Source organism: Sporomusa sp. (assembly GCF_057736855.1).
Genome location: NZ_JBYKYF010000234.1, coordinates 2951 through 4981, shown reverse-complemented (window position 1 = coordinate 4981; position 2031 = coordinate 2951). Strand labels below are relative to the sequence as shown.

At 41.0% G+C, this 2031-nt stretch carries 2 protein-coding genes; both read right to left on the bottom strand.

Translation table 11 applies throughout. The features are described 5' to 3' along the window. Positions 1 to 130: 130 nt before the first annotated feature. A complete protein-coding gene (locus AC29Z1_RS13455; RefSeq protein WP_488271969.1) occupies positions 131 to 1765 on the bottom strand; it encodes a peptide ABC transporter substrate-binding protein in 1635 nt (544 codons plus the stop codon). Positions 1766 to 1911: 146 nt separating this feature from the next. Then, complete coding sequence (locus AC29Z1_RS13450; RefSeq protein WP_488271970.1) at positions 1912 to 1992, bottom strand: hypothetical protein; 81 nt, start codon at positions 1990 to 1992, stop codon at positions 1912 to 1914. Positions 1993 to 2031 lie beyond the last annotated feature (39 nt).

The following is a 2031-nucleotide window of genomic DNA, read 5'->3' as shown; positions in this document are numbered from 1 at the left end:
GGTTGCCCCCACTAGCTCCTGAGGCTAGCGCGTCTGCCGTTCCGCCACGACCGCAACTAAAAGTTTTGCTCAATGCGACATAATGTATAATATCACAACAACAAAACTTTCGTCAAGCTTTTTCTTAAGATTATTTTTCAATAATAAAACCCCATTGCCATGCATTCCACATATTTCCTGAAGGAGTCGGGTTAGGCTGATAGTTTGCTACCAACGTTTTTACAGCATCAATATTCCCCCGAAAATACAGCGGTACAACTGGATACTCTTGGCGCATAAGATCCTGGATACGGAAATAAATATCCTTTCTAGTCGAAACATCAACCGTCCTGGCTCCAAGTTCAAGCAGTTTATCCACCTCAGGATTTCGCCAGCCGGGATAATTTTGTCCTGTATAAGCGTTAGCAGCACTTGGAATCTTACCAGAATGCCAAAGATTAGTATTATCCGGATCAACACCAGCCACCCAGGCATAGATAGCCGTATCAAAACGTCTATATTTCAAAACATCGCTAAAAAATACAGCCCCTTCAACAGGACGTACTTCAACTAAAATACCAAGCTCTTTAAGTTGTTCGGCTATTTTTTGGGCAGTCTGTTCCCGTTGTTTATTGCCGATCGGAGTAGTCAATGAAAAAGCAAGCTTCTTATTTTCTTTGGTCATAATCCCATCTGAGCTAAGAGTCCAACCTGCCTGAGCCAATAAATCACGAGCAGCGTTAATATCCCTGCCCATTGGTTGCTGCATGGGATTGTACGCCCACGATAATGGTGACTGGTCACCATAGGCAGGAATACCAACCCCTTTGATCACATTAGCAATAATGTCTTGCTGATCAATGGCAAGAGCTATGGCTTTTCGAACCCTTACATCTTGGAACAAACTATGATCTAAATTAAAATCCATATGTTCCCAGACCATAGTAGGTGCAATTACGGTTCGGATTCCTTCTATGGCTTTTACTTGCTCCAAATAAGAAAAACCAATATTGCTCACAATATCTAATTCGCCTGCTTTAAGCTGAGTAAGCAATAGGTTAGTGTCAGGGACAATTTTATAAACAATACTGTCTAAAGTGGGTTTACCGCGATAATAATTAGGGTTGGCTTCCAAAATAATAGCCTCTGCAATTTGCCAGTCCTTAAATTTAAACGGTCCGGTGCCAATAGGAGCTCGATTAAAGGCTGCTTTATTAATATCACCGGCTTTTTCGAGTATATGTTTCGGCAATATGGTAGTAAATAACGTCAGATACGGGGCATAAAACTCTTTAAATTTGATAACCACAGTATACTTGTCCGGAGTCTCAATGGCACTGATTTTATCATAACCATCCCGCCATACGACATTAACCTTGGGGTTCATAATAAGCTGCCAAGTAAACTTAACATCTTCAGCAGTAAATTCCACACCATCATGCCACATGACTCCCTGGCGTAAGCGATAGGTTACCTTAAGCCCATCAGGAGTAACCCCGCCGTTAGCTGTTGTTGGCACATCAACAGCTAAGTCTGGAATCCACTCGCCTTTATCTCCTGTAATAATCAAACCACTGAAAACTAATCTCCCCACTTCAGCGGTAGATAAAAGATCAGAAAGTAGCGGATTTAATGTGTTTGGCTCCTGCAAACTGCCATACTTTAGTTGACCGCCTTGTTGAATCATTATCTTTTTGTTTTCAACCAATGGGGTCTTTTCGCCTGAACCGCATCCAGCAACAACGATTGTCAGGAATGTCATAAATAGAATTATTAACTTACGCATGTGTAATACATTTCTCCTCATTACCTGCCACTACATCTATGTTTTGTTTCATAACGGTGAATCTCCAACACTCTCAATGATCTAGAATCAGATAGGACCAAGTTAACTTACGTTGATTGGCGTATTTATTACCGCTGTAATCTGCTTTATCTGCCATACAATTCCTGATACCGTTTTTTGTTATACATTACTTTTTCGACATATTCTCTGGTTTCCTTGAAAGGAATTTGCTTTATGTCTGAAAAATCTCGCGACCAACCATACCG

Coding starts and splice junctions, on each gene's coding strand:
- AC29Z1_RS13455 (WP_488271969.1), bottom strand. CDS start 1,765: ATGCGTAAGTTAATAATTCTATTTATGACATTCCTGACAATCGTTGTT.